Origin of the sequence: Streptomyces hirsutus, from assembly GCF_001418415.1 — a bacterium.
GTDB classification, from domain to species: domain Bacteria; phylum Actinomycetota; class Actinomycetes; order Streptomycetales; family Streptomycetaceae; genus Streptomyces; species Streptomyces hirsutus.
The window spans coordinates 46,064-71,617 of the sequence record NZ_LIQT01000144.1; the positions used below are offsets into that span (position 1 = coordinate 46,064).

Genomic DNA, 25,554 nt, shown 5'->3' on the forward strand with positions numbered 1-25,554 from the left:
GCCCCGGGGTGACCGCGGTCTGGACTCCGCGTCACCCCGGGGCCCGGCAGACGCCGGCCGGGCCGGTCTCAGCCCGGTGTCAAATCCGTCGCGACGATCCGCCGCGGGCGGAAGGTGACCTTGCTGCGGGTCTCACCCGGAGCATCCAGGTCGTGGAAGTCATGGCCGTACTTCGCCCCCGCCTCGGCCGCGAACAAAAAGTCGGCGTCGGGTTCGAGCTCGACGTCCGCACGGACCTCCAGCGTCCGGAACCTGTTCTCCGGGTCGATGACGAACAGCGTGGCCAGCGGGGTCCGCCGCAGGTTGCGGGCCTTCTGCCGGGCGTCGTTGAGCGAGATGCGGAAGAGTCCGTCACTCTCGTCGTAGTGGAACGCGATGGCCGTGACCTGCGGGACCCCACCCGGGCCGATCGTGGACAGGGTGGCGGTCATCGCCTTCGTCAGGTCGAGGTGACTGGCCGGGACCCGGGGCCGCTCGGACGTCATGACGCCTCCTTCTGCGGGAAACCGCCCGCCTTCGACACCATCGAGGGGACCTCCTTGCCGAGCTTCCCGCCGATGAACCCGGCGGCGTCGATCAGCGCCGGGACGGACAGGCCGGTGGTGACACCCGAGCGGTCGAGGAGGTAGACGAGGTCCTCGGTGGCGATGTTGCCCGTCGCCCGCGGCGCGAAGGGGCAGCCGCCGATGCCGCCGATGCTCGAGTCGAGGATGTTCACCCCCAGGTCCAAGGCGGTCACGGCGTTCGCGTAGCCCGTGTTGCGGGTGTTGTGGAAGTGCGCGCGCAGCGGCACGTCGGTCAACGTGCGGGCGGTGCCGAAGAGTTCGCGCACCTGGCGCGGCACGCCCACCCCTATGGTGTCGGCCAGCGCGATCTCGCGGGCGCCGGCGGCCGACGCCCGCGCGACGAGAGCCGCGACCGTGTCGGGCGCCACCTCGCCCTCGAAGGGGCAGCCGAACGCGGTCGCGATCGTCACCGACGCCGGCATCCCGGCCGCACCGGCGAGTTCGAGGACCTCCTCCACCATGGCGGCGAGGGCGTCGGTGCCGGCGTTCTGGTTGCGCAGGTTGAAGGAGTCGCTGGCGGCGACGACCAGGTTGATCTCGTCGACGCCGGAGTCCAGGGCGCGCAGGAAGCCGCGCCGGTTGAGCACCAGCCCGATGTACGACACGTCGTCACGCCGGGGCACCTGGTCCATCACCTTCTCGGCGTCGGCCATCTGCGGCACGGCGTCCGGGCGGACGAAGGAGACCGCCTCCATCCGGCGCACCCCGGCCGCGATCGCCAGTTCGATGAAGCGGACCTTGTCCTCGGTGGCGAGGATCGTCGCCTCGTTCTGCAGGCCGTCGCGGGGGCCGACCTCGACCACCTGGACCGGCCCGGCCGCCTTCTCCGGCGCGCTCGTCGTGCCCGACGGCTTCGTCATGCCCTCACCTCCGCTGTCGCGCCCCGCGCCGGACGTGCCGTGCCGCAGAGCTCCTCGATCCGCGTCGCCGCCAGGTACCCCTCCCGCACGGCGGTCCGGTAGGACCGCGGGAGGACCGCGTCGCCGGCGTACTCCACCGGGACCCCCAGATCCTCCGCCCAGGCGGGCCGGGACGGCGTCGCGCGGGTCACCATCACCACCAGGCCCGCATCGTGCGTGGACACGGTGTGCCCGAGGAGGTCCTCGACGTCGACGGAGGCCGTGGTGATCGCGACGACCATCGACAGCGGCAGCGCCGTGAACCGGCCGTGGGCGCGCAGCCGGCCGAGCGCCGTCGACGCGCGTCCGGTGGCGTCCACCGGCAGTCCGACCGAGGCGAACGGCGTGACGAAGGTGACGTGCGCGCCCGCCTCGACGAGCAGCTCGGCCACGCCGAGTGCCTCGTACTCACCGATCTCGTCGACCACGACCGCCGTCTCGGGGACGGTGGTCAGCGCGAGGACGTCCCGCGAGGACACCACGTGCGGCAGGTCCGCGCCCGCCACGGTCGCACCGGGCCGCGCCGTCTGGCGGGCCCCCTGCCGCGGTACCGATCCGGTGGCCGCGACGACCACGTCGGGCACGGTGGCGAGCACCGTCTCCGCACTCGCGCGCGTGCCGAGCCGTACGTCGACGCCCGCGCCGCGCACCTCCCGTTCGGACCAGGCGATCGCGTCGAGCATGCCCGGCGCGTTCGGCATCGCACGCGCCGCGCGGCGGGCGATGCCGCCCAGCTCCTCGGTCTCCTCGAACAGGGTCACGGTGTGCCCGGCCAGGGCCGCAGCGCGGGCGGCCTCCAGACCGGCCGGGCCGCCGCCGACGACGGTGACCCGGCGGGCCCGCCGGGTGGGATGCGGCAGGTCGGTCGTGGTGCCGGCGCCGGGCAGGGACGGGTTGACGGCGCACCGGACCGAGCCCTCGGTGATGATCGAGCGCTGGCACTCGTTGCAGCCGATACAGGGCCGTACCCGGGCGGCCCGGCCGGACATCGTCTTGCGGACCAGCTCGGGGTCGGCGATGTGGGCCCGGGTCATGCCGATCAGGTCGGCGGCGCCCGAGGCGACGGCCTCGTCGGCCTCCTCCAGAGTGCGGTAGCGCCCGGTGACCAGGGTGGGCAGCGTCAGACCGCGCGACGGCAGCTCGTTCCAGGGCAGCTCGTAACCGGCGGGCCGTTCCATGCCGCCGGTCATCAGCGGGAAGGCCTCGGGGGTCCGGCCGCCGAGCGAGAACCCGACGAAGTCGACCAGGCCCCGGTCCTGCAGGGCCCGGCCGATCGCGAGCATCGCCTCGGAGTCGATGCCGCCCGGACCGATGTCCGCGCTCAGCCGCACGCCCAGCACGAATCCCGGCCGTGTCGCGGCCCGCATCCCCTCCAGGATCTCGGCGAGGAACCGCAGGCGGTTGCCGAAGCTCCCGCCGTACCGGTCCTCGCGCCGATTGTAGAGCGGCGAGAGGAAATGGTTGACCAGGTAGTGGTGGGCGCCGTGCACCTCGCAGCCGTCGAGCCCGGCGTCCGACATCACCCGCGTGGCGCGCACGAAAGCGTCCTGGATCTCCTCGATCTCGGCGTGCGTCATGGCCCGGGCCGGGGCCCCGTTGAGACCGTCGTTGTCGGAGGCGGAGAACGCCGGGCGGCCGTCGGGCAGCGGCGGTGAGGCCGCCCCACCGTGGTTGGCCTGCCCGATCAGCACGGCCCCCTCCGCGTGCACGGCCGCGGCGAGCCGGGCCAGACCGGGCCCGACGTCGTCCCGGTAGAGCCGGTACGACGCGGGCCGGTACGTCGGGTGCACGGCGCCGGCCTCGGTGATCAGCAGGCCGACGCCGCCGCGCGCCCGGGCGGTCAGGTACTCGACAAGAGTGTCGGAGACCAGCCCGTTCTCGGCGTACCCGGTCATGTGGGCGGTCGTCGCGACCCGGTTGCGGACCGTCAGCGGCCCCAGGCGGAGCGTCGAGAGCACGTGCTCGAGTGCCATGATGCCCTTTCGTCAGACGGAGCTTCCGCCGGAGTAGCGCACCCACGTCGCGCGCTGCCAGCCCTCCTCGAACCGGGCCGCCGCCAGGGAGCCCTCGGTGATCGCCGGTTCCAGGGTGCGCGGACCGAGCGCGTCGCCGATGACGTACAGCTCGGGGATGTCCTCGAGTTCGGCCGTCAGGGTGTGGGCGGGCACCGCGCCGGACATGAACACGAAGGTGTTCACCTGCAGTTCCTGGATCCGGTTCGGGGCGGCGATCGGTGCGACGGTGGCCCTGCCCGGTTCGACGGCATGCACGAGGGTGCGCGTGTGCAGCTCGTAGTCGCCCTTGTACAGCTCCTCGGCGTGCGGGCCGGCGGCGTAGTCGTAGGCCACCGGGATGTTGGCGGCGAGGTTCGAGAAGCGGGTGACGTGGTGCACTTGGTGGCCGGCCAGGACGAGGGTCTCGGCGACGTCGATGCCCTCGTAGTGCCCGAGCTCGTCGACGAGGAGCACCGGCCCGGTGATCTCGGCGCCGTTCAGGACGTCCCAGCCGGTCAGTGGCTCGACGCCGGCCAGACCCGCCGGCGCGTCCGCGGGCCGCCAGGCCTGGAAGCCGTCGCGGCGGGGGGTGGCTCCGGTCGCGACGACGACGCGGTCGGCACCGATCGCGTCCACCGCCTCGCGGGAGTCGAGCGGGGAGTCGAGGACGACCTCGACGCCGAGGCGGGCCAGCTCCGACTCGTAGTAGGGCAGCAGCGAGGCCACGTCGGAACGGGACGGGGACTTCTCGATCAACCTGAGCTGTCCGCCCAGCCGGTCGGCGCGCTCGTGCAGGACGACCCGATGACCGGCCAGCGCGCAGGAGCGGGCGGCCTCCATGCCGGCCGGGCCGCCGCCGATGACCAGGACGGTGCGGCGGCGCGGGCTGATGCCGAGCAGGTGGTCGCCGCGCTTGCTCTCGTGACCGCAAGCGGGGTTGACGACGCAGCCCATCAGGCCGCGGCTGGTGAGGCCGCCGGCGCACGCCTGGTTGCAGGAGATGCAGGGGCGGATCTCGCCGGTGCGTCCCTCCTGCGTCTTTTTGACCAGGTGCGGGTCGGCGATGAGCGCGCGCACCATGGAGACCATGTCGGCCTCCCCGTTGCGCAGGATCTCCTCGGCGTCGTCCAGGGACAGAATCCGGCCGGTGACCATGGTGGGCAGCGTGGCCCGCTTGGTGATCTCCCCGGTGGCCTGCTTGACCATGTAGTTTCGCGGTTCGCGGGTGACTCCGATCAGCTTGGAGCGGCGGTAGTGGCTGCCGTAGGAGACGTTGAGGTAGTCGACCAGGCCCTCGGCCTCCAGCCGTCCGATCACCTGGTGGAGGTCGTCGGCCGTGGTCATGTGGTCGGCGCCGTCGGGCGAGAGCCGTACCCCGACGACGAAGTCGGGGCCGACCCGGTCCCGGACCGCGCGCAGCGCCTCGAAGAGGATCCGCGAACGGTTCTCCAGCGATCCGCCGTACTCGTCGGTGCGGTGGTTCGTGGCCGGGGAGAGGAAGGAGCTGAAGAGGTAGCTGTGCCCGCCGTGCAGTTCGACGCCGTCGAGGCCGGCCTGCCGGACCCGGCCCGCCGCGGCGGCGAAGCCCTCGACGACCTCGTCGATCATGTTCTTGGTCATCGGGTGCGGCACCAGGCCCAGGATCGGGTCCGGCACCGCGGAGGCCGCCCACGGGGCCGATCCGTCATGCGCGTAGAGCGTCGGGCCGCCGTGCATGAGCTGCTGGAACAGCTTCATGCCCTCGGCCTGCACGGACGACGCCAGGTCGGCGAGGCCCTCGGTGATGTCGTCGGTGGTCAGGTCCAGGAAGCCCGGTGAGCTCCAGTGGACCTGACCGCCCTCGCCGAAGCTGAGCGCGACGCCGCCCCGGGCGCGCTCCATGTGGTACGCCTTCAGGGTCTCCGTCACCGGGCCGCGGGCGAAACCGGTGCCGTGCGCGGACCGGACGATGCGGTTGCGCAGCGTGACGTTCTTGATCGTGAGCGGCTGCCAGACCAGGTCCAGTTCCCGCTCGGCCTGCTCGGCCTGCTCGTGAAGATGCTTGGCGCTCACGTACGTCCCTCTCGTGCCGGGTCCTGCTGTGGTGTGGTGCGTGTGGTTTCTGGATTCCTGTGGTTTCTGAATTCCTGCGGTTTCTGAGTTCCTGCGGTTCCGCGGTCCAGGTCGCGCTTCGGAGGGGCGGGTGCGGTGGTGCCGCGGTGCGTGGTGTCAGCCGAGCATGTCGCGCAGCACGTTCTTCTGGATCTTGCCGGTGACGTTGCGCGGGAAGTCGTCGACGACGACGACCTTCGTCGGCACCTTGTACTTGGCCAGGCGCGAGGCCACATGTGCGATCAGGTCGGACTCGTCGACCGTGCGGCCCGCTTCGGGGACCACCACGGCGTATCCGACCTCGCCCCACTTCTCGTGCGGCATCCCGACGACCGCCGCGTCCTGCACACTGCCGTGGCTGGTGATGACCCGCTCGACCTCGGCGCAGAAGACGTTCTCGCCGCCGGACTTGTACATGTCCTTGAAGCGGCCCCGCAGGGCGACGAAGCCGTCCTCGTCGATCGAGACGGCGTCGCCGCTCTTGAACCAGCCCGCCTCGGTGGCCTCGTCGGCCTCGGGGTCACGGCGCCAGTAGCCGGGCGAGACGGAGGGGCCCCGGACCCATGCCTCGCCGACCTCTCCCGGGGTGACGTCCTCGTTGGTGGCGGGGTCGACGACGCGGATCCGGACGTGCTGGACGGGCATCCCGACCGTGTGCGCCTTCTCCACCCGCGACGCCTTCGGCATCAGGGTCATACTGGGCCCCATCTCGGTGGCGCCCCAGCCGGCCTGCAGTTCGAGGCCGTGCTCGCTGAAGTAGGCACCGACGTCGGCCGGGATCGCGCCACCGCCGACCATGCCGGCCCGGATGTGGGAGAAGTCGGCCGAGTCGGAGGCGTGCTCCATCACCATCCGGTACATCACCGGGGCGGCGTTGAAGTTGGTGAATCCGTGGCTGCTGTCGCCGAGCAGTTCGGCGACCCGGGCCGGGTCGAAGCGGCGCAGGACGCTGATCCGGCCGCCGGCCATGAGCGTCGGGTTGACGATCGCGTTGAGGCCGGCCGCGTGGAAGAGCGGCAGCGCGCTGAGGTAGCGGGCGGGCGGGCTTCCGATGCACATGTCGTGCTGGACGTTCAGCGCGTGCCAGGCCAGCCCGCCGAGCGTGATGAGGGCGCCCTTGGGCAGGCCGGTGGTGCCGGAGGTGTAGAGGATCTGGACGGTCTGCTCGCCCGAGTACGGGCCGGTGCCGCGGATCGGAGCCGCCCGGTCCATCAGGGCGTCGATGTCGTTGCGGACATCGGTGCACGACCAGCCCGCCAGCGGCACGCCCAGTTGCTCACCGAGCTTGGTGGCGGTGTCCTGCCAGGTCACGTCGTGGATGAGCAGTCCGAGCTCGGCGTCCTCGCAGAGCACGGCGATCTCGTTGACCGTCAGCCGCCAGTTGAACGGCACGAAGACCGCGCCGGTCCGGATGCAGGCGAACTGCAGGGCCAGGACGCGCCAGTCGTCGTCCGCGATCAGTCCTACTCGGTCACCGCGCCGAATGCCGAGGTCGACCAGGACCGAACTGAGCCGGGCGACCCGGTCCTCGAATTGGCTCCAGGTGAGCTGCCGGCCGGAGTCGAGGCTTTCTACCGCGATCTCGGGCCCGTGGCGGCGTGCGTTGTAAGTGACCCAGTCCGTCAGATGAGTGACCACTCGTGCTCCCTCGCTGGTGATCGAAGTGGGGTGCGGCATCCCGAGCCGTCGTACGCCCTCGGTCACGTGGCCGAACGGGCGAAAACCTAACAGCATCTGGTTATGGGGTCAACGGCTGTGACAGCACTTCCACCGCCCGCAGGATCCACAGGATCCGCAGGTCAGACGACCCGGTACTCCCGCACCACCAGACAGAACACCTCGAACGGCAGGAGCGCCGGACCGGCCGCCACCGCCTGCGCGGCCCGGGTGGCCGGGGCGGCGGAAGGGAACCAGACCTCCAGCAGGCCGTCGTACGGCCGGTTGGCCGCACCCCGCGGCGAGAGCCCGGGGTCGGCGTCCAGCGCCGTGCTCCAGCGGTGCCCGAGGGCCGAGCCCGCCCCCGGTACGGCATTCAGGGCCCCGGCCAACGCCCGGCCGGCCCGTTCGCCGGCACTGCCCGTGCGCGCGAACACCATCAGCGTGCGCCCTTCGGGCACCGGGGCCGGCGCCTCGCCGAAGCAGTGCGCCAGCAGGACCGCCGCCATGCTGGACCGGTCGGTGAACCGCGCCTCGTCCGGCACTGCGCGGCCGTGGTAGTCCGGGTGCGCCCTGAGCGTCCCGATGGCCGCGAGGTCCGGGAAGGAGGCCAGCGGAACGCCATCGTATTCCCAGGTCAGCGGGCGATTGGCGGGCTGCTCCCCGGGCATCGCGTGGCCCTGCGTGTAGCCCACCATGCCGGGCAACCCGCGGGCGATCGCCGCGTGCTCCTCGCGCCAGTGGCGGGAGAACTCCGCCCAGTCGAGGGCCTTGCTCCGACGCACGGGGGCCACGGATCTGATCACGGAAGCGGTAGTACCGGCCGGATCGGCCGTCATCTGGTCAGACATGGGCAGATGCTGACGTGACTCGTGACACACGTCAAGGCTTCAACAAGCAGCGTTCACACGTCAAACCTTTGACAATCACCGTTGGGTGAGCCACCGTGGAAGCGCACCCCCCGGTTTCGGGAACGTCTTCCACCACGAGGAGGGGCCGTGATTCACCACCTGGCCATCACCCCGAAGAACTTCGACGTGTCGCACAGGTTCTACACCGAGGTCATGGGCTTCGAGCTCGTGAAGATCGTCAAGCGCCAGGCCATGGGCGGATCCAAGGCCGGCTGGACCAAGCACGTGTTCTACGAGACCGCCAAGGGCTCCGGCTCGTACTTCGTGCTCTGGGACCTCCACCTGAACGGTGTCGAGCTGCCCGAGGGCTGGGACCCCTCGATCTCCGTCGGACTCGGTCTGCCCTGGTGGATCAACCACATCGCCTTCGAGGTCAAGGACCTCACCGAGCTGGAGGAGAAGAAGCAGCACTGGCTGTCCCACGGCCAGAAGGTGAGCGAGGTCGTCCACGAGTTCATCACATCGATCTACACCCGCGACCCGGACGGCAACATGGTCGAGTTCACGACCAACACCCGTCCGCTGAACGACGACGACAAGGCAGAGGCGCTGGAGCTGCTCGCCGACGACGAGCCCGCTTCCATGCCCGACTACCCGGGGGTCATCTACCTCCCGGACGGACGGATCATCGAGGCGGCGTCCTCGGAGTGACCCTCCCCGGCCGCGTCCGGCGTCCGGCATCCGGATCGGGCCCGACCCGGACGACGGACCCCAGCACGGATGCGGCCGGCCGCATCCGCCGCCCTGCGGCGGCGCGGCCCCCTCAGCACGTTGCCGGTTCTTCCCCCGCCCGCTGCCGCGGGCCACCACACACGAGAGGTCAGGCTCATGGGCTGGTCGATGTACACCGCCAGGTTCGGAGCGACGAAGCCGGCCTTCCTGCCGGCCGTGGCGGATCCCGAGGCCGTCACCGAGTTCGTGCGCGCGGGCCTGGACTGGATGTTTCCCGAAGTCGTCATCACCGCCGACACCGCCACGGTGCGCCTGTCCATGAACGCGCCCTCCGCCGAGGCGGCGCTCGCGCATCTGCGCGGCAGCTACAAGTCGGCCCTCCACACCGCCGGCGTGTGGCAGGTCGGCAACTGGCCGCTGCATCTGCTCACCGTCGAGGCCGGTCTGCCCCTCGGGGTCGGGGCCTCACCCGACTCCGCCGCGGAGCCCGCCGGAACGGTCCCCGGCCGGGACGGTCTCCATCTCGTCGGCTGACGTCCGCCGGATGTACGGCGCACCCCTGGAGGAGGGCGCGGACGCCGCCCCGCGCACAGCGGGGACGGGATGTCCTCGTGCCCACATCCATCGTCCCCGCCGGCGGCTTTCCGGGCGCTCAGGCCTCGGAGAGCCGCTCGGCCGCGAGCCGCGTCTCCTTCAGTTGGATCGTGCTCTCGATGATCGAGATCATCGAGGAGGCCATCACCTGGAAGAGTTCCTCGGAGCTCATGCCGCGCGCATCGAGGGCCGCGTGCAGCGACGGGGTGGCGACGTCGCCGTCCTCGTCCTTCATGGACCCGGCCATGCCGGTTTCCTGCAACGCGCTGGTGATCGCCAGCAGTTCCAGGCCCTCCATCAGCGGGGCGATCATCGGCAGCGGCACGCCCTCGGACTGCAGCCGCTGCACACTCGCCTCGACCTCCGTCAGGCCGATGCCCAGCGGCGCGCGGCGCAGCATCACGGGAATCAGCTCCGGGTGCGAGATCAGCGCCTGGCGGGTGCGGTAGGCGTTGAGCGGCAGCCAGACCCGCCAGTTCTCGTTCTCGGTGCGCGGGGTCGCCACGTCGGCCAGCGCGAGCTGGGTGACGCCCACCAGGATCTCGTCCTTGTTCCGGAAGTGGTGGTACAGCGAGGCGCCGTTGACCTTGAGGGCTTCGCCCAGGCGCCGGATGCTCAGAGCGTCGAGACCCTCGCCGTCAACGATCTCGAGCGCCGCGTCGAGTGCCTTGCGGCGCGAGATCAGCGGGACCTTCGGTCGGGCCATGGGGGGCTCTCCTCGTCTCCGGGCTCCACGTCCTCAATGCACCTTAATCCATCGACGTTCGGCTGTTTGCCACCAGGCGCGGGGGGCCCTCTTTGTCCGTTTCTGATTCTACGTCAGTTCCGGTGACCCCCTCGGCCCCGTTCGCTCCCGCCCATCATCCCATCGTACGGAGAGGACCGTGCCCCAGTGACCGACGACAACACCACCCCCTCAGCGGGGGCTCCTCCCGGCCCGGGCCCGGCGCCGGTCGCGTCGGCCCTCTCGGAGGCGGGCGCGACCCGTGTGGTGGTGGTCATCGCGCTCCTGATGTCGGTGTCGCCCTTCACGATGGACATGTACCTCCCGGCCATGCCCGAGATGGCTCGCGACCTGGACGCGGCGCCGTCGCAGGTCCAGCTCTCCCTCACCGGTGTGCTGGTGGGACTGGCCCTGGGTCAGCTGGTCGCCGGGCCGCTGGCCGACGTCTTCGGCCGCCGCCGCCCGGTGCTGGTGGGGCTCGCCGGCCACATCGTCGCCTCGCTGCTGTGCTTCGCCGCCCACGACCCGTATCTGCTCGCCGGTACCCGGCTGCTGCAGGGTTTGTCGTGCGCGGCGGTCGCGGTCGTGTCGATGGCCACCGTGCGCGATCTGTTCGCGGGGTCGGGCTACGCGAGGGTCATGTCGCGGATGTTCCTCGTGATCGGTGTGGCCCCGGTGCTCGCGCCCACCATCGGCGGCGGTGTGCTCACGGTCGCCGAGTGGCCGTTCATCTTCCTGGCGCTCGCCGGTCTCGGCGCGGTGCTGCTCGTGGTGGCCGCGACCTCGCTTCCCGAGACACTGCCGCCCGAGCGGCGCGGCCGGCCCACGTTCCCGGCCGTCCGCGCGTCGTACCGGGCGCTGCTGGGCGACCGGACGTACCTCGCGCTGATCCTGGTCGGGGGGCTGATGTTCTCGACCTTGTTCAGCTACGTGTCGGGGGCGTCGTTCGTCCTGCAGGGCCGTTTCGGTCTGAGCGAGCAGCAGTTCGCCCTGCTCTTCGCCGCCAACGCGGTCGGCCTGACAGCGCTCGCCCAGCTGAACCCGTTGCTCATCCGGCGCTTCGGACCGGCGAACGTGCTCACCTGCGCCACCGCGCTGGGGCTGTTCAGTTCGGCGCTGCTGCTGCCGCTGCTGGCCTTCGACGAGGCGCCGCTCGGCGCCGTCGTCGCGGTGCTCGCGCTGTCGGTCGCCGGGTACGGGCTGAGCATGCCGAACAGTCAGGCGCTGGCGCTGAACGGGCAGGGCCACCGGGCGGGCACCGCGGCCGCGCTGATGGGGTTCATGCAGTTCTCCGTCGGAAGTCTCGTGGCGCCCCTCGTGGGCTTGGGCGGGGCCGACGGCACCGCGATGGCCGGCGCCATGCTGACGGCCACGGCCTGCGCGGCGGGCGTGATGTGGTGCGTCGTCCGGCAGAACCCGGAGACAATGGCCGTCCGCTGATTCTTGCCAGCTTGAACCAACCGTTGTTAGTTTATTGGGCATGCCTGAACATGCGCTCGACGAACGGCCGCTGGTCGTCGGCATCGGTGGCACGGTACGGGGCGATTCCAGCTCCGAGGCGGGGCTGCGCTCCGCGCTCGCGGCGGCCTCGGCCGCCGGTGCCCGCACGCTCTGCCTGACCGCCCACGACATCGCGCTGCCCTTCTACGAGCAGCGCGTCCCACGCTCGCCCCAGGCGGCGAGACTGGTGGAGGCGCTGCGCTCGGCCGACGGCCTGATCGTCTCGAGCCCCGGCTACCACGGATCGGTCTCGGGCCTGGTCAAGAACGCCCTCGACTACGCCGAGGACCTCGCCGGCGACCCGCGCCCCTACCTCGACGGGATTCCGGTCGGCTGCATCGGTGTCGCCTACGGCAAGCAGGCCGCCGTGGCGGTCATCGACCAGCTGCGCACCGTCGCACACGCGCTGCGCGGCTTCCCGACGCCGTACGGCGCGGCAGTCGTCGCCCAGCGCGGCGCCTTCCGCGACGGCCGGTGCGTCGACCCCGCGCTGGACGAGCAGTTCGCCCGGGTCGGGGCCCAGGTGGCGGCGTTCGCCGGCGCCGTCCGGACCGCCGCCGCCGCGTTCGAGCCCGTCGCATGAGTGCCCGTCCACTGCGCGCCCCGGGGCGGACCGTCGGCATCTGGGCCGGAGCGTTCCGCCTCGACGACCGCGCTCTCGTCGCCGACGCGGCCGCCGCCCTGGAGGACATGGGCTACACGGCGCTGTGGTACCCGGGCGGCCTGCGCCGTACGTTCGAGACGGCCGCCGTGCTCCTCGAGGCGACCTCGCGGGCCGTCGTCGCGACCGGCATCGCCAACATCTGGGCGAACGCCTCCGCAGAGTCCGCGGAGGCGTTCGCCCGCCTCGACGCGGCGCACCCCGGACGGTTCCTGCTCGGCCTCGGCGCGAGCCACGGGCCGATGGTCGAACGGTCCGGTCTCGGCCGGTACGAACAGCCGCTGGCCAAGATGCGGGGCTACCTCGACGAGCTGGACGCCTCGGCCACCCCGGTGCCGCCCGAGGACCGGATCATCGGCGCCCTGGGCCCGAAGATGCTCGCCCTCTCCGCAGAGCGCTCCCTCGGCACGCATCCCTACCTCGTCACGCCCGAGCACACGGCGCGGATCCGCTCGGCCGTCGGCGCCGGCGCCCGGGTGATGCCGGAGCAGGGGGTCGTCCTCGACGCCGATCCGGTCTCGGCCCGCGCCACCGCACGGGAGGCGCTCGCCATGTACCTCGAGCTGCCCAACTACGTGAACAACTGGCTGCGTCTGGGCTTCACCGAGGACGACGTCGCGAACGGCGGCAGCGACCGCCTGGTCGACGCCCTGATCGCCTGGGGAACCCCCGAACGGATCACAGCCCGGGTCCGCGCCCATCACGACGCGGGCGCGGACCATGTGTGCCTGCAGATCCTCGGCGCCCCGGGCGAGCTGCCCCTGGGCACGGCGCGCAGCCTGGCCGCCGCCCTGTTCGACTGATACGCAGGCCCTGGCCCTTCGTCACGGAAGGGCCAGGGCCTGTCTGCCCCGTCCGGGGCCGTGGTCGCGGAAGGACCGGGCCCTCCGGTTCGGGAACTTCGTCACCGAGGGCCCCGCGCCTGTCTGTGGTGGAACACGCCTACCTGTTGTGGAACACCGGGGCGCGTTTGCCGAGGAAGGCCGCGACCGCTTCCCGGTGGTCGGCGGTGAGCGCCGCGGACACCTGGGTGCGGTTCTCCAGGTCGAGGCCGGCGGCCTGGCTGGAGATCTCCAGCTGCGACCACATCACCTGCTTGGTCATCCGGACCCCGTACGGCGCGTGCGCGGCGATCGCGCGGGCCGTCTCCAGGGCGGTGTCCATCAGCTCCGCCCGGGGCACCAGCCGGGAGACCAGACCGATCCGCTCCGCCTCCTCCGCCTCCACGAAGCGGCCGGTGAGCAGCAGCTCGAAGGCGCGCGAGGCCCCGATCAGCCGGGGCAGCAACCAGCTCACCCCGATGTCGCAGGCCGAGAGGCCCACCTTGACGAACGCCGCGTTGAACCGGGCGTCGTCGGCGCAGACCCGGACGTCGGAGGCGAGCGCCAGGGCGAACCCGCCGCCCGACGCGGCGCCCTGCACCGCCGCCACGACCGGCATCCGCAGCGAGCGCAGCCGGGTCACCAGCGTCGCGATGTGCTCCTGCACCGACATCCAGTCCGGGACCGCCCGCGACCCGTCGCCGCCGGGCGCGGTGCCGTGCCCCTGGAGGTGGGCACCGGCACAGAAATGCTTGCCCGCCCCGGTCAGCACCACGACGCGGACGTCGGTGCGGGGCGCCAGGGCGCCGAGCGCGTCGTGCAGTTCCTGGACGATCACCGCTTCCAGGGTGTTGAACCGCTCGGGCTCGTCGAGCCGGACCTCGAGGACGCCGCCGCCGTGGTCGACGGTACTCACCGAGGGCATCAGGCACCTTCCAGCGCGGAGAACTCGTCGCCGCCGAGCAGTGCACCGCCGTCGACGGTCAGCACCTGTCCGGTGACCCACGACGCGGCCTCGCCGGCGAGGAACTCCGCGGCGTCCGCGACATCCTCGGGCTCACCGAAGCGGGGCAGCGGCCAGCGTCCGTATACCTTCTCGCCCCCGGCGATGAGCGGCCCGGCGAACCGGGTGTTCACGACCCCGGGCGCGATGCCGTTCACCCGTACCCGCGGGCCGAGTTCGACCGCGAGCTGGGCCGTCAGGTAGTTGAGCGCCGCCTTGCTCATGCCGTAGACGCCGGACGGACTGCCCGGGGTGGCTGCGACGTTGGAGGAGACCATCAGGACGGAGCCGGGCCGGGTCTGCCCCAGGCCCTCCTCCAGCGCCAGCTGGGTCCAGCGCAGAGGGGCCCAGAGGTTGACCTCCATGATCTTCTGCCAGCGACCGTGGTCGACCGTGTGGGTCGGCCCGAAGTGCGGATTGGCCGCTGCGTTGTTGACCAGCACGTCGAGTGCGCCCCAGCGCTCGCGCACGTCCGCCAGCAGGGCCCGGGCGGCGTCCTCGTCGGAGACGTGCACGCCCGCGCCGAGCGCGGTCCCGCCCGAGGGGTCCAGGGCTTGTGCCGCGGCCGTCGCGTCGTCGGCGTTGCGGGCGCACAGCACGACCCGTGCGCCCCGTTCGTGGAAGCGGCGCGCGATACCGAGGCCGATCCCCCGCGAGCCCCCGGTGACCACGGCGACCCGGCCCGCCATGGGCCCGTCCTGCGCCGTCGCTTCTCGTTGACACCCTGTGTGTGGCATGCCAGCATCCTAAATCTAATGCCGGTTGATTAATAGGGGTGCACACATGACGCCCGAACAGTTCGACCACACCACCGAGGACCACGCCGTACGCTGGCGGGACATCTACGCGGAGGCCCGCCGCAGCTGCCCGGTCATCTCCTCCGACCGCCACGGCGGCTACTACGTACTGACCCGGCACGCCGACATCACCGAGGCACTCCGCAACCACCAGGCCTTCTCCTCCGAGCGGTCCTGGCACGCGGACGGCACCGACAAGAGCCTCGGCGTCGCCATTCCGCACCAGCCCGTACGGGTCGGCATCCTCGAAATGGACCCGCCCGAGCACACGAAGTACCGCAGGCTGCTCACTCCGTGGTTCACCCGCCAGGCCATCGCCCGGGGCCGCGAGCGCATCCGGCACACGGCGACCTGGGCCATCGACCGGATCATCGAGAAGGGCGAGTGCGACATAGTCACCGACCTCGCCGGGCCGTTCCAGGCCATCGTCATTCTCGACGTCCTGGGCATCCCGCTGGAGCGCTGGTCGGCCTACGCCGACGTCGCCGAACGGATGGTCCGGCAGACCGAGGACCGCGCCGAGGGTGCCGTCTGGATGCGCGAGGACGTCCGCAAGGAGGTCGAGCGCCAGCGCGTCGAGCCCCGGCCCGGGCTGATCAGCGGTCTCAACAACGCCGTGGTCGACGGCGAACCGCTCAGCGTCGAGTGGGCCACCGAACTCGTCAACATGATGCTGCTCGGCGGCGAGGGCACCACGATCGCGACCATCGCCCACATACTCAAGCACCTGCACGACCGGCCGGAGGACCGGGCGCGGATCGCGGCCGACCCGTCACTGCTGCCGACCGCGGTCGACGAGATGATGCGGTACCACGCCCCGTCCCCCGGCCTGGCCCGTACCGTCACCCGGACGGTCGAGGTCGGCGGTCACACGTTCCGCCCCGGCGACCGGGTGCTCCTCTCCTACGCGTCGGGCAACTACGACGAGGACGTCTTCCCGGACGCCGCGACCTCCGACATCACCCGCTCGCCCAACCCGCACCTCGCCTTCGGCGGCGGCGTCCACCGCTGCCCCGGAGCGCTGCTGGCCTCCGCCAACGCCGAGGTGTTCCTCGGCGAACTGCTGCGCCGCATCCCCGAGTACGGGATCACCGCCGTCGAGGCCTACGAGCGGATTCCGCTGACCAACGGCTTCTACTCCATGGCGATGGCCTACCGCCCCGGAGCGCGCGAGGGCACCGACACGGGCGAACTGCCCCGACTGACCGGCGAGCGGGTACGCCCGGCCGGAGGAACGGAACGATGAACGACTCCTTGCCCCCGGCCGGCACCCCCGAGCCGTTCGACCACCACTCCCCCGCCTTCGCCGGGCACTGGCCGGAGGTCTACTCGGACATGCGCGCGGGCTGCCCGGTCGCGCACTCCCCGCGGCACGGCGGGTTCTACGCCGTCACCCGTTACGAGGACATCCGCCGCGTACTGCGGGAACCGGAGACGTTCGCGTCCGGGCGCGAGCTGGAGTTCGACGGCAGGATCGTGGGCGGGGCGACCGTGCCGGTCACGGCGTCGCGGCTGGGGATGATGGAGATGGACCCGCCGGATTCCCTCGCCTACCGCCGGCTGATCGCGCCGTTCTTCTCCGCCCGCACGGTCCGCGAGTACACCCCCCGGCTCACCACGATCGTCGACCGGATCCTCGACCGCACCATCGAGTCGGGCCGGATGGACGTCGTCGGCGACCTCGGCGCCGTGCTGCCGCCGCTGGTCATCGTCGATCTGCTGGGCCTGCCCCTCGACCGCTGGCAGCACTACGCGCACGCCCTGCACCAGGGCGTCGGCCACAAGAAGGGCTCGGCGCGAGCGATCATCGGCGTGATGCGGGAGATGCGGGAGCTGGTCACCGAGTGGCGGGAGCGCGGAGCGGGTCCGCCGGGCGTCTGCACGGCCCTGCTGGAGGCAGAGGTCGACGGGCGGCCGATCGACGACGACCTGATCGCCGAGCTGGTGTTCATGCTGCTCACCGGGGGCGTCGACACCACGACGGCGCAGCTGTCCAACGTCATCGGGCATCTCGACGCCCATCCGGAGCTGCGCCGCCGGCTGATCGAGGACCCCGACGCCGTCCCGGGTGCCACGGACGAACTCCTGCGGCTCTACAGTCCGGGCACCGGCGCGGCCCGCACCGTCGTCGCTCCGACCACGCTCGGGGGCGTCGCGCTGCGGCCGGGCGACCGGCTCTTCCTCGGCATCGGCTCGGCCAACCGCGACGAGACGGTGTTCCCCGACCCGGAGACCGTCGATCCCGACCGTGCGAACGCGCACCAGCACGTGGCCTTCGGGCTCGGTGTGCACCGCTGCGTCGGCGCGTACCTCGCCCGGGCCGAACTGGTCGAGGTCGTCCGCGCCCTGCTCCGCCGGATGCCGGACTTCGCCGTCGACCGCGAGGCCCTCGTCCACCGGCCGACCATCCCCCTCGTCAACGGCTGGACCGTCATGCCGATCCGGTTCACCCCTGGCGCGAGGGTCGTCCCGGAGGATGCCGCTCCCCTGCCGCCTGCGGCGACGGGTGCGCCGGACCTGCCGTCCGCAGCCCGGCACGGCTGACCGGCCGAGGCGGCGGAACGACGAACGGCCCGGGACCTGTGCGGGGCCGGGCCGTCGCCCCGGGACCTGGCGGGCAGGCCCCGGGGCGAACTCGCTCAGGCGCGGGTGGCCTTGAGGGCCGCGAGCGATGCCGAGGTGGCCTCGAGGAGGCCGACGGCCTGGTCCATCATCCGTTCGAGGAGCACCTTGACCGGCACGATGTCCTGGATGGCGGCCGAGACCTGGCCGGCGACGACGATGCCGGTCTCCGTGTCGCCCTCCATCTGGGCCAGGTAACCCCGGTCCTCCTTCCACTGGTTGAGCTCGTCGACGGAGATGCCCGTGGCCTTGAGGGCCGGCAGGTCCTCCAGCAGGGCCTTGTTCCTGAGACCGCGGCTGGGCGCGTAGTAGCCCTGATAGGTCATGTCGTCCCACTCGCGTGAGTCGACGATGTACTGCTTGTAGTTCCGGTGCCACTCGTGCTCCTCGGTCGCGATGAACCGGGTGCCCATGGCGACGCCGGCGGCGCCCATGGCGAGCATCGCGGCGAGTCCGTGACCGTCGTGGATGCCGCCGGAGACGATGACCGGGATGTCGACCTCGGCGATCACCTGCGGGGCCAGCACCATGGTGGAGACCGGCCGGAGGTGGGTGTGGCCGCCCATCTCGAAGCCCGAGGCGATGACGACGTCCACGCCGGCCTCGGCGGCCTTGACGGCGTGGCGCACCGAGCCGACCTTGTGGATGTGCAACAGGCCGGCTTCCTTGATGCGCTCGGTGAAGCCGCCGGGGAAGCCCGCCGAGGTGGTGACGGCGGCGAAGTGCTCGCCGACCGGACCGCCGGCGAGCTTGATCCGGATCGCCTCGTCGATGCACGCCTCGGAAGCCGGGAGCATCTCGCCGGAGGCGATGGTTCCGACCGGGATGTTCACGGCGAAGGAGCCCCGCGCGTCGACCGCCACCTGTTCCATCCGGTCGCGCAGTTTCTTGCGCAGCTCGGCCTCGGGGGTGAGCAGGCCCGGTGTGGAGACCGAGCCGAGGCCGCCTGCCGCGGACACGGCGGTCGCCAGCGCGGTGGTGGGTGACGGACCCATGCCGTCCTGCATGATCGGGTACTTCGTTCCGAGTCGGCCGCACAGGGCCTGCCATACCGCTCCCACGTCGATCCCTTCGCTGAGTGCGCAAACGGCCCGGTCCGGCCGGATCAACTCAGCCTAACGGCATTTGGTTATTACGCCAAGACCCCTCATCCCGCCCTGCGGGCCGACGCCGCCCCGACCCCGCACCCCCCTCACTCTTGGCCCCAGAACCAAATGCTGTTAGTTTAATGCTCACTGCCGTCCCAGTGAGGTGCGATGTGAGCAGCAACGGTCAGGCGACCATCCCGGTACAGGACTCGCGCTACTTCCGCGACGTCCTCGGACAATTTCCCACCGGCGTCGCGGTCATCACGGCGCTCGACGCGGAGGGCCGGCCCCACGGCATGGCGGTGGGGTCCTTCAGTTCGGTCTCGCTCGATCCGCCCCTGGTGGGCTTCATGCCGGCGCGCACGTCGAGCACCTACCCCAGGATCGAGGCCACCGGGCGGTTCTGCGTCAGCATCCTCGGCGCCGACCAGGAAGACGTGTGCCGCGCGATGGCGACCAGGGGCGCCGACAAGTTCAGCGGCATCACATGGTTTCCGGCGCCCTCCGGCGCACCCGTGATCGACGGGGCCCTCGCCTGGATCGACTGCACGCTCGCGCAGCGGTACGAGGCGGGCGACCACTACATCGTCGTCGGCGAGGTCAACCAGCTCTCCGAGCTCCGGCCGGGTCCGCCCCTGGTGTTCTTCCGCGGCGGGTACGGGGGGTTCACCACCCCGTCGCTGATGGCCGCGCCCGAGCGCGATCTGGTCGAGCTCATCGAGCTGGCCGGGCGCGCCCGGCCGCACATGGAGCGACTCGCCGGGGAACTCGACCTCGAATGCCTCGCCGTCGGGACGGTCGATCAGCAGTCGGTGTGCCTCGCCATCGCCGACTCCCCCAACGCCGACTACGTCTCCTCGCGGGTCGGCTACCGCACCCCGTTCGTGTTCCCGGTCGGCTCGGTCTTCGTCGCCTGGGACCCGGCCGGCACCGGCGCCTGGCTCCCCGCGGGCCCGGCCCGGGCCGCGGTGGGTGAGGCCGCGCTGCGCCGCACCCGGCGGCGGCGCTGGTCCGTGGCGATCGGCGACGACCACTACGACCGGCTCGAGCGCGCGGTCGGCCAGCAACTGCGCCATCCCTCGGTCGACGAACTCGACGACGTGATGCGCGGACTGCGCGGGGAGCAGTTCGACCCCGAGCTCGACCCGCACACGTCGTACGACGTCCGGATGCTCGTGGCGCCCGTCTTCGGCCCCCGGAAGGTCGAGCTCGGCCTCGCCGTCCGGGGCTTCGGCCGCCATCTCGACGGCGCCGAGGTCGGACAGGTCGCGGCCCGGCTGGTCGAGGCGGCCGACGAAGTGAGCAGCAAGATCGGCGGGGCGGACGCCCTGGCCGCGGCGATCAGCAGGGAGGCAGGAGCATGAGCGCGCCCGTCGACACCGCGCTGCCCATCAGGGGAGGCGCCGATCCGGCCGCGGCGGCGCGCACGGCCGAGGAGGCCGGCTACGACGCCGTCTGGGCCAGCGAGCTCGACCGCGATCCGTTCCTCCAGCTGGCCGTCGCGAGCACCGCGACCGAGCGGATCGGCCTGGGCACCGGCATCGCGGTGGCCTTCGCCCGGAACCCGATGAACGTCGCCTCGATGGCGCACGACCTGCAACGCCTCTCGCAGGGCCGCTTCATGCTGGGGCTCGGCACCCAGGTGCGCGCCCACATCACCCGGCGCTTCTCGATGCCCTGGTCCCAGCCGGCCGCCCGGATGCGCGAGTACGTCCTCGCCCTGCGCGCCATCTGGTCCGCCTGGGAGACCGCTGAACGCCTCGCCTTCGAGGGCCGGTTCTACACGCACACGCTGATGACGCCGATGTTCACACCGGCCCCGCACGGCCACGGCACACCGCCGGTCGTCGTCGCGGCCGTCGGGGACCTGATGACCGAGGTGGCCGGGGAGGTCGGGGACGGCGTCCTGTTCCACAGCTTTCTCACCGAGCGCTATCTGCGCGAGCACACCCTCGCGGCGCTCCGGCGGGGCCGCGACAAGTCCCCGCGTCCGGACTTCCAGCGGGTCGGCGGGCCGTTCGTGGCGACCGGCACGACACCGGAGCAGATCTCCGCCGCGGCGGAGGCCACCCGGAGCCAGATCGCGTTCTACGCCTCGACCCCGTCCTACCGGCCGGTGCTGGAGGCGCACGGATGGGGCGGGCTCGGTGAACGGCTGCACGCGCTGTCCCGCGCGGGTGACTGGAAGACGATGACCGCCGCGGTCGACGACGAGGTGCTGCACGAGTTCGCGGCCGTCGGCACCCCGGAGGAAGCGGCGGGCATCCTCGCCGCGCGCTACGGCGACGTGTTCGACCGGTTCACCCTCGTCACACCGTACGACCTCGACGAGGCCGCCCGCGCCCGGGTCGCGGCCCGCCTGCGGGAGCTCACCTGACCTGCGGCTGACGCCGCACCGGGTGTCTTCCGCCCTTTTGCTTCTTGTCGGAAGACAGCCGCCACTTTATGCTAACAGCGTTTGGTTAAAGCGCGCACGACAAGGATCCGCCATGACCGAGAGCCGTAAGTCCGAGCACGCGTACCACCTGGACAACACCGATCCGTCCCTCGCTCCGCACCTGTTCGAGACGCTGAAGGACGTGCAGGGGAAGTGCCCCGTCGCGTGGAGCGACGCGGTCGGCGGGTTCTGGATGCTGACGAAGTACGCCGACATCACCGCGGCGGCCAACGACTGGGAGACCTACACCGTCGAGCAGGGCCACACCATCCCGTCGACCGGGAAGTCGGTGATGCTGCCGCTCGCCGAGGTCGATCCGCCGTTGCACACCCCGTGGCGCCGGTTCCTCGTACCGTACTTCACCCCGAAGACCGTCGAGAGCTACCGGCCGGTGATCGAGCGGATCGTCGAGGACGCCTTCGCGGGCCTGGCCGCGAGCGGGCGCGGCGACCTCGTCTTCGACGTCGCCCGCAAGGTGCCGACGTCCACGATCTCCGCGATCCTGGGCTTCGACCAGGACGGGAACCACATCTCCGACATCGTCGACGAGTGGATGGCCTCCACCGGTGACCCGGAGCGCGCGCGCAGCGCCGCGGCCGCCGTCGAGGCCGTCGTGCGGGAGGAGATCGACAAGCGCCGCGGGAAGCCCGCCGAGGACGTGCTCGGCAGGATCATGCAGGGCGAGATCGAGGGCGCACCGCTGACCGACGACGAACTGCTCGGCCTGTGCATCGTCTTCATCGTGGCCGGCCACGGCACCACCGTCGACGGCATCACCAACACCGTGCACCGGGTGCTCGCCGAACCGGGCCTCATTGCCTCACTGCAGGCCGACCGCTCCCGGCTGGGCAAGGTCGTCGACGAGTCGCTGCGCATCAACCCGCCGGTCTGGAACATGGGGCGCACCGCCCGCAAGGACGCCGAGGTGCGCGGCGTGGGCATCTGTCCCGGCGAGAAGGTGATGCTGGCCTTCGGCGCCGGCAACTACGACCCGGAGAAGTTCGAGGAGCCGGACCGCTTCGACCCCGACCGGCCGGGCGTGCACGGTCACCTGACCTTCGGCTTCGGCCGCCACCGCTGCATCGGTGAAGCACTGGCGAAGCTGGAGATCACCATCGTGCTCGAGTACATCCTCGACCGGCTGCCCGACCTGGCCCTCGACGGTGAGGTCACCGCCCGGACCTACTTCACGACCTACGGCTTCACCGCGCTCCCCGTCCGCCACGACGCCGCCCCAGCGACCTGACGGGCCGTCGCCTCCAGCACACGGCCACCGGCCCACACCCCGTGCGGGGTGTGGGCCGGTGGCCGTGGTACCTGTACCTGTTTCCGGGGGGCGGGTTCAGCCCCGGGGCAGGGTGGTGCCGGAGTTGAACGCGGCGAGGTCCCTGCGCTCGGCGAACCGCCACTGTCCGTCGGTGTCGCGGACGATGACGTCCTCGTAGCGCCCGAACTGGTGGACGCGGCCGTCGGGCGCGAGCACGACGAAGTACGCCGAGCCGGTGGCCCGGTCGCCCTCGTAGGAAGTGACGACGGCGTTGACGGTGAGGTGGTGGTAGTGCGGCGCGCCGGGAGCCTTGGTGGCGATGGTCCGCAGGCGGGCCCGGCCGCGCACCTTGCCGGTCTCGTCGAGGACGTCCAGGCCCCTCCTCCGGAAGGACTCGGCGGTGTGGCCGAAGGAGGAGATGTCGGTCCAGCCGTCCTCGGTGAAGCAGTCGGCGTAGGCGGCGCCGTCCGCGAGGTCGGCCGCCTGGGCGTAACGGGCGTAGAGCTCGTAGATCGCCAGGCGGTCGGCGACCTCGCGGGGGCTGCGGTCGCCGGGGGCGGCCGTATGCGGCGCCACTACGCGGCCCCGGCGGTGGCGCTCCGGGCGGCGGTGCGGCCGAAGACGAGGGCGTTGCCGATGGAGGTGCCGCCGCCGGCGTACACGTCGGCGTCGAGACCGCCGGCCACCTCGCCGCCGGCGAACAGGCCTGGTATCGGGCGGCCCGCGGTGTCCAGGACCCGGGCCTCGTCGTCGATGCGCAGACCGGCGAAGGTGATGCCGATGATGGCCGGCCGCAGTTCCACCGCGTAGAACGGCGCGGTCGAGACCGGTGCCAGCGTCCCCTTCTTCTCGAAGACCGTGTCGTGGCCCCTGGCTACGTCGGCGTTCCAGTGCTCGGCGGTCGCCTCCAGACCGGCGGCGGCGATGCCCGTGCGCTCGGCCAGCTCCGCCGGCGTGGCACCGGACTTCACGACGCCGGCCTCGATCTGCTTGCGCAGCATGGCGGCGGTCCAGTTCGACTCCAGGTCGACGCCGAGGCCGTAGGGGTCGACGTGGCCGCTGTCGGCGACCTGCCGCAGCGCGGCCTCGTCGAAGACGGCCCAGCACGTGCCCCCGGGCTGCTTGGCGATGACGTGCGGCATCACGCAGTAGGTGTCGGTCTCGTCGACGAAGCGGTGACCGTTCTTGTTGACGTAGATCACCCAGGACGGGGTGAAGGCGTCGTTGAGGCGGCCGAAGTTCGGCGTCTCCAGCAGGGTGCCTCCGTATCCGCGCAGTTCGCCGCCGGCGGCCAGGCCCATGCGGATGCCGTCGCCGACGTTGGTGTCGGGGCCGAGGTACCAGTGCCAGTCGCCGTGCTCGACGGCGTCGGGCCAGTGCTCGCTCAGCAGGTCGGGGGCGGCGCCGAAGCCGCCGGTGGTGAGGATGACGGCGTCCGCGGGGATCTCCTCGCCGGCCTCGGTGCGTACACCGGCGACGGCACCGTCGTCCCCGGTGAGCAGCCCGGTGCACCGGGTGCCGGTACGGATCTCGACGTTGTCCCTCCCCTCGACCGCGGTGAGCAGCGCGGCGACGATCATCGCGCCGCCCGCCGGGCCGAGCCCGCGGGTGTCGCCGGTGGGCAGGTGGCCGCGCGGCTTGTGTTCGAGACCGGCGATGTACAGGCGGTCGGGCTCCCAGGTGACGCCCAGTTCCTCCAGCCAGTCGATCACCTCGCGGGTGCCCTCCGCCGAGGCGCGCAGGAGCCGCGGTTCCAGTTCGTGCCGGCTCACCGTCATGTAGTAGTTGATGAGCTCGTCCACGGAGTCCTCGACGCCGCGGGCCTTCTGGACCGGGGTGTCGGCGGCGTAGACGACGCCGCCGGCCCGGGCGGTCGCGCCACCGACCTGCTCGGCCGTTTCGAGGAGGATCACGTCGGCTCCGGCCCGGCCGGCCTCGAGGGCGGCGGCGAGTCCGGCACCCCCGGCCCCGACCACGACGATCCTGCGGGTTGCTGCCATGAATGAACCTTTCTGCACAGGGATGCCGGCGAGAGCCGCCCCGTCGTCGGCCCCCGCCGGCCCGCGGCTACTTGGCGAACGGGTCGAAGAAGTTGCCGTCCGGCACGATCCGGCCGCCCTTCACGGCGCTGGTGCCGACCTCGAACGAGGCGACCCGCGGGTACTCCGGCAGCGGAGGGGGATCCTGGACGCCCCGGTAGTCCGGGTAGGCCTCACCGAGGCTGACCGGCTCCTCGATGGCGTCGATGGCCTTGATGACGGAGGCTCCGTCAGTGATCTCGTGCCCCTCGGCGACCGCCGCGAACAGCTTGACCGCCAGCCAGCCGTTCAGGCCGATGTCGTCGATGTTGACCTCCGGATCGGCGGCCTTCATCGCCTTGTTGAATGCCGCGATCTCCGGGTTGGATGTGTCGGAGGCGGCGTGGCCGCGGGAGGTGAGCACGATGTTCCCGGCGTCCGGTCCGAGAATCTTCAGCACGCCCGGCGTGACCATCGAGGAGATGCCGGTGATCAGGCCCTCGTACCCGGCGGACCGCAACGCGGTCGCGATCCGGCCGGCGTCGGCGCCTGAACCCTGCAGGGACACCCCGTCGGGGTCGTGGCCGATCGCCTTGGCCGCCACCGTCGAGTAGTCGGCCGAGCCGATCGGGGCGTAGATCATGGTCGCCTTGCCGCCGGCCTCCTCGACGCCCCGCCTGGCCCATTCGGTGCCGGCGCGGGCGGTCTCGTTGTCCCCTCCGATCACGACGACGTTCGGGCCGCCGCGCTCGACCGCGAGCTTTCCGGCGCCGACCCCCATGCCGACCGGGGTCGCGTTGATGGGGTAGGACACCGGGCTGGTCGCCTCGTTCTGGCCGTCGGCGCCGCCGGGGCCGATGACCGGGATTCCGGCCTGCTCCATCACCGCCGCGATGGGCCCGATGTTGGGCGAGAGCGGGCCGACGACCGCGACGACCTTCTCGGAGACGGCGCGCTGGGCGCAGGCCGTGGCCTCGTTGGGGTCGAACTTGTCGTTGCAGGTCAGCAACTTGATCTTGCGGTCGTCGACGCCGCCTTCGTCGTTGACCCGTTCCACCGCGGCGGTCACGGCCGTCTTGAGCCACGGGACGGAGTAGACCGGACTCTCGAACGACGCGATCGTCATGATCTTGATGGGACCGTCGGCCGATCCCCCGGTGCCGCCTTCGCCGCACGCGGTGAGCAGCAGCGGGAGCACCGCGAGTCCGACGAGCGTTCTCCTGCGCATGGCGT

The 25,554-nt window shown here is 71.7% G+C and carries 23 protein-coding genes; 10 read left to right on the forward strand and 13 right to left on the reverse strand.

Annotated elements, in window-relative coordinates:
• Nucleotides 1-68 precede the first annotated feature (68 nt).
• From AOK11_RS11485 to AOK11_RS11510, 6 genes are all read right to left on the reverse strand, one after another.
• Nucleotides 69-485, reverse strand: coding sequence for a TIGR03618 family F420-dependent PPOX class oxidoreductase (locus AOK11_RS11485; protein ID WP_055593565.1), 417 nt, complete (start codon nucleotides 483-485; stop codon nucleotides 69-71).
• The gene (locus tag AOK11_RS11490) at nucleotides 482-1,426 is read right to left on the reverse strand and encodes a hydroxymethylglutaryl-CoA lyase (RefSeq protein WP_055593566.1); all 945 of its coding nucleotides are present in this window, start codon (nucleotides 1,424-1,426) and stop codon (nucleotides 482-484) included. Before AOK11_RS11490 ends, AOK11_RS11485 begins: the two co-directional genes overlap by 4 nt.
• Nucleotides 1,423-3,438 carry an oxidoreductase gene (locus AOK11_RS11495; protein ID WP_055593567.1) on the reverse strand — a complete coding sequence of 672 codons (2,016 nt, stop codon included), beginning with the start codon at nucleotides 3,436-3,438 and terminating at the stop codon, nucleotides 1,423-1,425. The genes AOK11_RS11490 and AOK11_RS11495 overlap by 4 nt, the downstream gene beginning before the upstream one ends.
• A gap of 12 nt (nucleotides 3,439-3,450) precedes the next feature.
• Nucleotides 3,451-5,511 (reverse strand): oxidoreductase, encoded by a 2,061-nt coding sequence (locus AOK11_RS11500; protein WP_055593568.1) that lies wholly within the window; start codon nucleotides 5,509-5,511, stop codon nucleotides 3,451-3,453.
• Nucleotides 5,512-5,667: 156 nt separating this feature from the next.
• Entirely contained in the window at nucleotides 5,668-7,188 is a 1,521-nt protein-coding gene (locus AOK11_RS11505) for a class I adenylate-forming enzyme family protein (RefSeq protein WP_055593569.1), read from the reverse strand.
• Between the two features lie 161 nt (nucleotides 7,189-7,349).
• On the reverse strand, nucleotides 7,350-8,057 hold the full coding sequence (locus AOK11_RS11510; RefSeq protein WP_079034778.1) for an EthD domain-containing protein: 708 nt from the start codon (nucleotides 8,055-8,057) through the stop codon (nucleotides 7,350-7,352).
• Nucleotides 8,058-8,204: 147 nt separating this feature from the next.
• On the opposite strand from AOK11_RS11510, the gene AOK11_RS11515 reads away from it, so the two are divergent.
• Together AOK11_RS11515 and AOK11_RS11520 are read left to right on the forward strand one after the other, a co-directional pair.
• Nucleotides 8,205-8,768, forward strand: coding sequence for a VOC family protein (locus AOK11_RS11515; RefSeq protein ID WP_206188816.1), 564 nt, complete (start codon nucleotides 8,205-8,207; stop codon nucleotides 8,766-8,768).
• Between the two features lie 177 nt (nucleotides 8,769-8,945).
• Nucleotides 8,946-9,323: a hypothetical protein gene (locus AOK11_RS11520; RefSeq protein WP_055593571.1), complete on the forward strand. Its 378-nt coding sequence runs from the start codon at nucleotides 8,946-8,948 to the stop codon at nucleotides 9,321-9,323.
• A gap of 118 nt (nucleotides 9,324-9,441) precedes the next feature.
• Here AOK11_RS11520 and AOK11_RS11525 read toward each other — a convergent pair whose 3' ends face one another.
• Nucleotides 9,442-10,089 (reverse strand): TetR/AcrR family transcriptional regulator, encoded by a 648-nt coding sequence (locus tag AOK11_RS11525; RefSeq protein ID WP_055593572.1) that lies wholly within the window; start codon nucleotides 10,087-10,089, stop codon nucleotides 9,442-9,444.
• A gap of 186 nt (nucleotides 10,090-10,275) precedes the next feature.
• On the opposite strand from AOK11_RS11525, the gene AOK11_RS11530 reads away from it, so the two are divergent.
• From AOK11_RS11530 to AOK11_RS11540, 3 genes are read left to right on the forward strand one after another with little or no spacing between them, the layout of a single operon-like run.
• The gene (locus AOK11_RS11530) at nucleotides 10,276-11,547 is read left to right on the forward strand and encodes a multidrug effflux MFS transporter (RefSeq protein WP_055593573.1); all 1,272 of its coding nucleotides are present in this window, start codon (nucleotides 10,276-10,278) and stop codon (nucleotides 11,545-11,547) included.
• Nucleotides 11,548-11,587: 40 nt separating this feature from the next.
• Nucleotides 11,588-12,190, forward strand: a complete 603-nt coding sequence (locus AOK11_RS11535; protein ID WP_055593574.1) for an NADPH-dependent FMN reductase — start codon at nucleotides 11,588-11,590, stop codon at nucleotides 12,188-12,190.
• Nucleotides 12,187-13,071 carry a TIGR03620 family F420-dependent LLM class oxidoreductase gene (locus AOK11_RS11540; protein WP_055593575.1) on the forward strand — a complete coding sequence of 295 codons (885 nt, stop codon included), beginning with the start codon at nucleotides 12,187-12,189 and terminating at the stop codon, nucleotides 13,069-13,071. Before AOK11_RS11535 ends, AOK11_RS11540 begins: the two co-directional genes overlap by 4 nt.
• A 139-nt stretch (nucleotides 13,072-13,210) precedes the next feature.
• On the opposite strand, the gene AOK11_RS11545 is transcribed toward AOK11_RS11540, so the two are convergent.
• Nucleotides 13,211-14,014 (reverse strand): enoyl-CoA hydratase/isomerase family protein, encoded by an 804-nt coding sequence (locus AOK11_RS11545; protein ID WP_055593576.1) that lies wholly within the window; start codon nucleotides 14,012-14,014, stop codon nucleotides 13,211-13,213.
• The gene (locus tag AOK11_RS11550; RefSeq protein WP_055593577.1) at nucleotides 14,014-14,781 is read right to left on the reverse strand and encodes an SDR family oxidoreductase; all 768 of its coding nucleotides are present in this window, start codon (nucleotides 14,779-14,781) and stop codon (nucleotides 14,014-14,016) included. Before AOK11_RS11550 ends, AOK11_RS11545 begins: the two co-directional genes overlap by 1 nt.
• 94 nt (nucleotides 14,782-14,875) lie before the next feature.
• On the opposite strand from AOK11_RS11550, the gene AOK11_RS11555 reads away from it, so the two are divergent.
• Nucleotides 14,876-16,135: a cytochrome P450 gene (locus AOK11_RS11555; protein ID WP_055593578.1), complete on the forward strand. Its 1,260-nt coding sequence runs from the start codon at nucleotides 14,876-14,878 to the stop codon at nucleotides 16,133-16,135.
• Nucleotides 16,132-17,433: a cytochrome P450 gene (locus tag AOK11_RS11560; protein ID WP_063793461.1), complete on the forward strand. Its 1,302-nt coding sequence runs from the start codon at nucleotides 16,132-16,134 to the stop codon at nucleotides 17,431-17,433. The genes AOK11_RS11555 and AOK11_RS11560 overlap by 4 nt, the downstream gene beginning before the upstream one ends.
• Nucleotides 17,434-17,528: 95 nt before the next feature.
• Here AOK11_RS11560 and AOK11_RS11565 read toward each other — a convergent pair whose 3' ends face one another.
• Nucleotides 17,529-18,572: an NAD(P)H-dependent flavin oxidoreductase gene (locus tag AOK11_RS11565; protein ID WP_206188817.1), complete on the reverse strand. Its 1,044-nt coding sequence runs from the start codon at nucleotides 18,570-18,572 to the stop codon at nucleotides 17,529-17,531.
• A 197-nt stretch (nucleotides 18,573-18,769) separates the two neighbouring features.
• Between AOK11_RS11565 and AOK11_RS44730 the strand changes: the two genes are divergently transcribed.
• The 3 genes from AOK11_RS44730 (at nucleotide 18,770) to AOK11_RS11580 (ending at nucleotide 22,282) form a co-directional block, all read left to right on the forward strand.
• Complete coding sequence (locus tag AOK11_RS44730; RefSeq protein ID WP_157869327.1) at nucleotides 18,770-19,963, forward strand: flavin reductase; 1,194 nt, start codon at nucleotides 18,770-18,772, stop codon at nucleotides 19,961-19,963.
• A complete protein-coding gene (locus AOK11_RS11575) occupies nucleotides 19,960-20,976 on the forward strand; it encodes a TIGR03617 family F420-dependent LLM class oxidoreductase (protein WP_079034780.1) in 1,017 nt (338 codons plus the stop codon). The genes AOK11_RS44730 and AOK11_RS11575 overlap by 4 nt, the downstream gene beginning before the upstream one ends.
• Nucleotides 20,977-21,088: 112 nt before the next feature.
• The gene (locus tag AOK11_RS11580; RefSeq protein ID WP_055593580.1) at nucleotides 21,089-22,282 is read left to right on the forward strand and encodes a cytochrome P450; all 1,194 of its coding nucleotides are present in this window, start codon (nucleotides 21,089-21,091) and stop codon (nucleotides 22,280-22,282) included.
• Between the two features lie 96 nt (nucleotides 22,283-22,378).
• On the opposite strand, the gene AOK11_RS11585 is transcribed toward AOK11_RS11580, so the two are convergent.
• From AOK11_RS11585 to AOK11_RS11595, 3 genes are all read right to left on the reverse strand, one after another.
• Nucleotides 22,379-22,879 (reverse strand): nuclear transport factor 2 family protein, encoded by a 501-nt coding sequence (locus tag AOK11_RS11585; RefSeq protein WP_055593581.1) that lies wholly within the window; start codon nucleotides 22,877-22,879, stop codon nucleotides 22,379-22,381.
• Nucleotides 22,879-24,303, reverse strand: coding sequence for an FAD-dependent oxidoreductase (locus tag AOK11_RS11590; protein ID WP_055593582.1), 1,425 nt, complete (start codon nucleotides 24,301-24,303; stop codon nucleotides 22,879-22,881). The genes AOK11_RS11585 and AOK11_RS11590 overlap by 1 nt, the downstream gene beginning before the upstream one ends.
• Before the next feature lie 67 nt (nucleotides 24,304-24,370).
• Nucleotides 24,371-25,549: an ABC transporter substrate-binding protein gene (locus tag AOK11_RS11595; protein ID WP_079034781.1), complete on the reverse strand. Its 1,179-nt coding sequence runs from the start codon at nucleotides 25,547-25,549 to the stop codon at nucleotides 24,371-24,373.
• Nucleotides 25,550-25,554 lie beyond the last annotated feature (5 nt).